Raw genomic sequence first — 7,206 nt, 5'->3', positions numbered from 1 at the left:
GCGGATTAACTCATAAATAACAGTAAAATCAATAAGATAAAAATTAAGCTTTTCTGCCACTTTGGGGGTAGATGAAAAATACAGCGCTTTTGCTATGCCAGCCTGCCTTGATCGCCATCAATTCTCACGTCCTTTCAGCGCGTTAACGTCGCCCCATTCGCAGCAATGTCGCTTTTTCAGAGAGCCAGCAGGCTCCACACAGGAGAAACCCGATGAGTAAATTCCTGGACCGGTTTCGCTACTTCAAACAGAAGGGCGAAACCTTTGCCGATGGGCATGGCCAGATCCATGAAACAAACCGGGACTGGGAGGATGGATACCGCAGCCGCTGGTCGCACGATAAAATTGTGCGCTCTACCCATGGCGTAAACTGCACCGGCTCCTGCAGCTGGAAGATCTACGTTAAAAACGGGCTGGTTACCTGGGAGACCCAGCAGACCGACTACCCGCGTACCCGCCCGGATATGCCTAACCATGAGCCGCGCGGCTGCCCGCGTGGGGCCAGCTACTCCTGGTATCTCTACAGCGCAAACCGCCTGAAATACCCTCTGATGCGTAAACGCCTGATGAAAATGTGGCGTGAAGCGAAAGTCCAGCACAGCGATCCGGTTGCGGCATGGGCTTCTATTATTGAAGACGCCGACAAAGCGAAAAGCTTCAAGCAGGCGCGTGGTCGCGGCGGCTTTGTTCGCTCTTCCTGGCAGGAGGTCAACGAGCTGATCGCCGCCTCTAACGTCTACACCGTGAAAACCTACGGCCCGGACCGCGTGGCGGGCTTCTCGCCGATCCCGGCCATGTCAATGGTTTCCTATGCCTCCGGCGCGCGCTACCTGTCGCTGATCGGCGGTACCTGCCTGAGCTTCTACGACTGGTACTGCGACCTGCCGCCGGCCTCCCCGCAAACCTGGGGTGAGCAGACCGACGTGCCGGAATCCGCCGACTGGTACAACTCCAGCTACATTATCGCCTGGGGCTCTAACGTTCCGCAGACTCGTACCCCGGACGCCCACTTCTTTACCGAAGTCCGCTATAAAGGCACCAAAACCGTTGCCGTCACCCCGGACTATGCCGAGATCGCCAAGCTGTGCGACCTGTGGCTGGCACCGAAGCAGGGCACCGACGCCGCGATGGCGATGGCGATGGGTCACGTCATGCTGCGTGAGTTCCATCTCGACAAGCCGAGCCAGTACTTTACCGACTACGTGCGTCGCTATACCGATATGCCGATGCTGGTGATGCTCGAAGAGCGCGACGGCTACTATGCGGCAGGCCGCATGCTGCGTGCCGCCGATCTGGTGGACGCCCTCGGTCAGGAGAACAATCCCGAGTGGAAAACCGTGGCCTGCAACGACAGCGGCGAGCTGATTGCACCTAACGGCTCCATCGGTTTCCGCTGGGGCGAAAAAGGGAAGTAGAACCTTGAGCAGCGCGACGGCACCAGCGGGGCAGACGCCGAGCTGCGCCTGAGCCTGCTGGGTGGTCACGATGATATTGCCGAGGTGGGCTTCCCATACTTTGGTAACGAAGGATCTGAACACTTCAACCGCGTGGAGTTGCAAAATATCCTTCTGCACAAGCTGCCGGTAAAACGCCTGCAGCTGGCGGATGGCAGCACCGCGCTGGTCACTACCGTCTACGATCTGACCATGGCGAACTACGGCCTCGACCGGGGTCTGGGTGACGCCAACGCCGCTGCCAGCTATGACGAAGTAAAAGCGTATACTCCGGCGTGGGCGGAAAAAATCACCGGCGTGCCGCGGGCGCATATCATTCGTACCGCCCGGGAATTTGCTGATAACGCCGATAAGACCCATGGCCGATCGATGATCATCGTGGGTGCTGGTCTGAACCACTGGTTCCACATGGACATGAACTACCGGGGCCTGATCAACATGCTGGTGTTCTGCGGCTGTGTCGGGCAGAGCGGCGGCGGCTGGGCGCACTACGTGGGCCAGGAGAAACTGCGTCCGCAGACAGGCTGGCAGCCGCTGGCGTTTGCCCTCGACTGGCAGCGTCCGCCTCGCCATATGAACGGCACCTCCTTCTTCTATAACCACTCCGGCCAGTGGCGCTATGAAACCCTGACCGCACAGGAGCTGCTCTCTCCGCTGGCGGATAAGTCCCGCTACAGCGGCCATCTGCTCGACTTTAACGTCCGCGCCGAGCGCATGGGCTGGCTGCCTTCCGCGCCACAGCTGGGCACTAACCCACTGCGCATCGCTGCGGAAGCTGAAAAGGCAGGCATGTCGGCGGTGGATTACACCGTTAAGGCGCTGAAAGAGGGATCGATTCGCTTTGCGGCCGAGCAGCCGGAGAACGGCAAAAATCATCCGCGAAACCTCTTCATCTGGCGCTCTAACCTGCTTGGCTCCTCCGGGAAAGGCCATGAATATATGCTGAAGTACCTGCTGGGTACCGAAAACGGCATTCAGGGTAAAGATCTGGGCGAGCAGGGCGGCGTGAAGCCGGAAGAGGTGGAGTGGCATGATAACGGCCTCGACGGCAAGCTGGATCTGGTAGTCACCCTCGATTTCCGCCTGTCGAGCACCTGTCTCTACTCCGATATCGTCCTGCCGACCGCGACCTGGTATGAGAAAGACGACATGAATACCTCGGATATGCATCCGTTTATTCATCCGCTCTCTGCCGCCGTCGATCCGGCCTGGGAGTCCAAAAGCGACTGGGAGATCTATAAAGGCATCGCTAAGAAATTCTCCGAGGTGTGTGTCGGCCACCTGGGCGTTGAAACTGACGTGGTCACTCTGCCTATCCAGCACGACTCCGCCGCCGAGCTGGCGCAGCCGCTGGACGTTAAGGATTGGAAAAAGGGCGAGTGCGACCTGATCCCTGGTAAAACCGCGCCGCATATCATTCCGGTTGAGCGCGACTACCCGGCGACCTACGAGCGCTTTACCTCCATCGGTCCGCTGCTGGATAAAGTGGGCAACGGCGGCAAGGGCATCGCGTGGAACACCGAAAGCGAGATGGATCTGCTACGCAAGCTGAACTACACCAAGGCGGAAGGCCCGGCGAAAGGCCAGCCGATGCTTAATACCGCCATCGATGCGGCGGAGATGATCCTGACCCTCGCGCCAGAGACCAACGGTCACGTGGCGGTTAAAGCCTGGGCGGCGCTGAGCGAGTTTACCGGCCGCGACCATACCCATCTGGCGACCAATAAAGAAGAGGAGAAGATCCGCTTCCGGGATATTCAGGCCCAGCCGCGCAAAATTATCTCCAGCCCGACCTGGTCCGGCCTTGAAGATGAGCATGTCTCCTATAACGCAGGCTATACCAACGTGCACGAGTTGATCCCGTGGCGCACGCTCTCGGGTCGCCAGCAGCTTTATCAGGATCACCCGTGGATGCGCGACTTCGGCGAGAGCCTGCTGGTCTATCGTCCACCGATTGACACCCGCACGGTGAAAGCGGTGATGGGCGAGAAGTCCAACGGCAATCCAGAGAAGGCGCTGAACTTCATTACCCCGCACCAGAAGTGGGGGATCCACTCGACCTACAGCGACAACCTGCTGATGCTGACCCTGTCACGCGGCGGCCCAATCGTCTGGATGAGCGAGGTGGATGCCAAAGAGCTGGGCATTGAGGATAACGACTGGATCGAAGCCTTCAACAGCAACGGTGCGCTTACCGCCCGTGCGGTAGTGAGCCAGCGCGTGCCGGCCGGGATGACCATGATGTACCACGCCCAGGAGCGTATCGTGAATATTCCTGGCTCGGAGATCACCGGCCAGCGCGGGGGGATCCACAACTCGGTCACCCGTATCAGCCCGAAACCGACCCACATGATTGGCGGCTACGCCCAGCTGGCGTACGGCTTTAACTACTACGGCACGGTCGGTTCTAACCGCGATGAGTTTGTGGTGGTCCGTAAGATGAAGAACATTAACTGGTTAGATGGCGAAAACAACGACCAGGTACAGGAGAGCGCAAAATGAAAATTCGTTCACAGGTAGGCATGGTGCTGAACCTTGACAAGTGCATCGGCTGCCATACCTGCTCGGTCACCTGTAAAAATGTCTGGACCAGCCGGGAAGGGATGGAGTACGCCTGGTTCAACAACGTTGAGAGCAAGCCTGGCGTAGGTTTCCCGGACGACTGGGAGAACCAGGAGAAGTGGAAGGGCGGCTGGATCCGCAAAGTAAACGGCAAGCTGCAGCCGCGCATGGGGAACCGTGCCACGCTGCTGGGTAAAATCTTCGCCAACCCGCATCTGCCGGGCATCGATGACTACTACGAGCCGTTCGACTACGACTATCAGCATCTGCACACTGCGCCGGAGGGCAAGCACCAGCCCATCGCCCGTCCGCGGTCGAAAATCAGCGGTCAGCGGATGGATAAGATCGTCAGCGGCCCGAACTGGGAGGAGATCCTCGGCGGCGAATTTGAGAAGCGCAGCCAGGATCAGAACTTCGAGAACATGCAGAAGGCGATGTACGGGCAGTTTGAAAACACCTTCATGATGTACCTGCCGCGCCTGTGCGAGCACTGCCTGAACCCGGCCTGCGTCGCGACCTGCCCGAGCGGGGCGATCTACAAGCGTGAAGAGGATGGCATTGTGCTGATCGATCAGGACAAGTGCCGCGGCTGGCGGATGTGCGTCACCGGCTGCCCCTACAAAAAGATCTACTTCAACTGGAAGAGCGGCAAGTCCGAGAAGTGCATCTTCTGTTATCCGCGTATTGAGGCGGGGATGCCAACCGTCTGCTCCGAGACCTGCGTGGGCCGTATCCGTTACCTGGGCGTGCTGCTGTATGACGCGGACGCCATTGAAAACGCGGCGGCAGTTGAGAGCGAAAAAGATCTCTACCAGCGTCAGCTGGACGTCTTCCTCGACCCGAACGATCCGGCGGTTATCGAGCAGGCGCTGAAGGACGGCGTGCCGCAGAGCGTGATTGATGCCGCGCAGAAGTCACCTGTCTGGAAACTGGCGATGGACTGGAAGCTGGCCCTGCCGCTGCACCCGGAGTACCGCACGCTGCCGATGGTCTGGTACGTGCCGCCGCTGTCACCGATCCAGTCAGCGGCCGACGCGGGCGAGCTGGGCAGCAACGGCATTCTGCCGGACGTCGAGAGCCTGCGTATCCCGGTACAGTATCTCGCTAACCTGCTGACGGCGGGCGATACCCAGCCGGTGCTGCTGGCACTGAAACGCATGCTGGCGATGCGTCACTACAAGCGTGCCGAGACCGTGGATAACGTTAACGATATTCGCGCGCTGGAAGAGGTGGGCTTAAGCGAAGCTCAGGCGCAGGAGATGTATCGTTACCTGGCGATTGCCAACTACGAAGACCGTTTCGTTATTCCTACCAGCCACCGCGAGCTGGCTCGGGATGCGTTCCCGGAACGTAACGGTTGCGGCTTTAGCTTCGGTGACGGCTGCCACGGCAGCGACACCAAGTTCAACCTGTTTAACAGCCGCCGTATTGATGCCGTTGATGTGACCAAGAAAACGGAGCCACGCCCATGATTGAACTCGTCGTGATTTCCCGCCTGCTGGAGTATCCGGATGCTGCCCTGTGGCAGCATCAGCAGGAGCTGTTCGATGCCCTGGCAGAGAGCGAGCACCTGTCGCTTAAGGATGCCCATCAGCTGGTGGTCTTTATTCGTGACCTGATGAGTCAGGATCTGCTTGATGCGCAGGCGGCCTACAGCGAGCTTTTTGATCGCGGTCGCGCTACCTCGCTGCTGTTGTTTGAGCATGTGCATGGCGAATCCCGCGATCGCGGCCAGGCGATGGTAGATCTGCTGGCGCAGTATGAGCGCCAGGGCCTGGTTATCGACCGTCGTGAGCTGCCGGATCATCTCCCGCTCTATCTGGAGTATCTGGCGCAGCTGCCGGTGAGCGACGCGCTGGAGGGGCTGGAGGATATCGCTCCGATTCTGGCTCTGCTAAACGCCCGTCTGCAACAGCGCGAGAGTTGCTATGCCAGCCTGTTTGAACTGCTGCTGCGGCTAGCCAAAACCGACGTCGATCGGCAGAAGGTCGGCGAGAAAATTGCCGGTGAAGCCCGGGATGATACTCCCCAGGCGCTGGATGCCGTCTGGGAAGAGGAGCAGGTGAAGTTCTTTGCCGATCAGGGCTGCGGTGAGTCCGAGATCGCTTCCCATCAGCGCCGGTTCGCCGGGGCGGTGGCCCCGCAATATTTGAATATCTCAACCGGAGGACAGCAATAATGCAGTTCCTTAATATGTTCTTCTATGACATCTATCCCTATATTGCCGGTACGGTATTTCTCGTCGGCAGCTGGCTGCGCTATGACTATGGGCAGTATACCTGGCGAGCAGGCTCCAGCCAGATGCTGGATCGCAAAGGGATGAACCTGGCCTCGAATCTGTTTCACGTTGGGATTATTGGGATCTTTGCCGGTCACCTGGTGGGGATGCTCACGCCGCACTGGATGTATGAATCTTTTCTGCCGATTGACGTTAAACAGAAGCTGGCCATGATCGCCGGGGGGGTGTTTGGCATCATGACGCTGGTGGGCGGCCTGCTGCTGCTTAAGCGCCGTCTGTTCAGCCCGCGCGTGCGCGCCACCACCACCACGGCAGATATTCTGATCCTGACCCTGCTGATGGTGCAGTGCACGCTGGGCCTGCTGACGATCCCGTTTTCAGCGCAGCATATGGACGGGAGCGAAATGATGAAGCTGGTGGGCTGGGCGCAGTCAATTGTGACCTTCCACGGCGGCGCATCGGCAAATCTTGATGGCGTGGCGTTCATTTTCCGCGTGCATCTGGTGCTGGGGATGACGCTGTTCCTGCTTTTCCCGTTCTCACGGCTTGTGCATGTCTGGAGCGCGCCGGTGGAGTACATGACGCGCAAATACCAGGTGGTACGCGCCCGTCGCTAATTAGCTCTCTGTTCCATCTCAACCTCGCTACGGCGAGGTTTTTTTTCGCCCCAGCCAAGATTGTTTCCTGCCGCTGCGAGAAGGATCAGCACTCCGCCCGCCAGCTGGGTGATGCTGAGCGTGTGGCCAAAGACCAGGTTATCTACCACGATCGCTACCACCGGATAGATAAACGACAGCGATCCAATAATCGGGGTGGGGAGTTTCTGAATTGCGCTATAGAGCAGCTGGTACATAACGCCGGTGTGCACGATGCCGAGGGTCAGCAGGATCCCCCAGGGGAACTCGCGGGAGAAAACCGGCATGTGCGCCAGCGGCAGCAGCTGGATGAGCT

General features: G+C 59.0%; 4 protein-coding genes and 1 pseudogene. 4 read left to right on the top strand and 1 reads right to left on the bottom strand.

Annotated features, from left to right (window positions below; genetic code table 11):
* The first annotated feature begins 212 nt into the window (after window positions 1–212).
* The 4 genes and pseudogenes from FN633_RS00115 to narI all read left to right on the top strand — a co-directional run bounded on the left by FN633_RS00115 (window position 213) and on the right by narI (window position 6,872).
* Window positions 213–3,956, top strand: a pseudogene (locus FN633_RS00115) (nitrate reductase subunit alpha).
* Window positions 3,953–5,488 carry a nitrate reductase subunit beta gene (gene narH, locus FN633_RS00110; RefSeq protein WP_154056336.1) on the top strand — a complete coding sequence of 512 codons (1,536 nt, stop codon included), beginning with the start codon at window positions 3,953–3,955 and terminating at the stop codon, window positions 5,486–5,488. Before FN633_RS00115 ends, narH begins: the two are co-directional and overlap by 4 nt.
* Window positions 5,485–6,195: a nitrate reductase molybdenum cofactor assembly chaperone gene (gene narJ / locus FN633_RS00105; protein ID WP_154056335.1), complete on the top strand. Its 711-nt coding sequence runs from the start codon at window positions 5,485–5,487 to the stop codon at window positions 6,193–6,195. Before narH ends, narJ begins: the two co-directional genes overlap by 4 nt.
* A complete protein-coding gene (gene narI / locus FN633_RS00100; protein WP_021265603.1) occupies window positions 6,195–6,872 on the top strand; it encodes a respiratory nitrate reductase subunit gamma in 678 nt (225 codons plus the stop codon). Before narJ ends, narI begins: the two co-directional genes overlap by 1 nt.
* Here the strand turns inward: narI and FN633_RS00095 are convergent.
* On the bottom strand, window positions 6,869–7,206 hold a 338-nt coding region (locus tag FN633_RS00095), incomplete at its 5' end, for an EamA family transporter (protein ID WP_154058770.1). The genes narI and FN633_RS00095 overlap by 4 nt on opposite strands.

The sequence above is a fragment of the Pseudescherichia vulneris genome, assembly GCF_902164725.1.
GTDB classification, from domain to species: Bacteria; Pseudomonadota; Gammaproteobacteria; order Enterobacterales; family Enterobacteriaceae; genus Pseudescherichia; species Pseudescherichia vulneris.
This window is presented reverse-complemented; position numbering and strand designations above follow the sequence as displayed.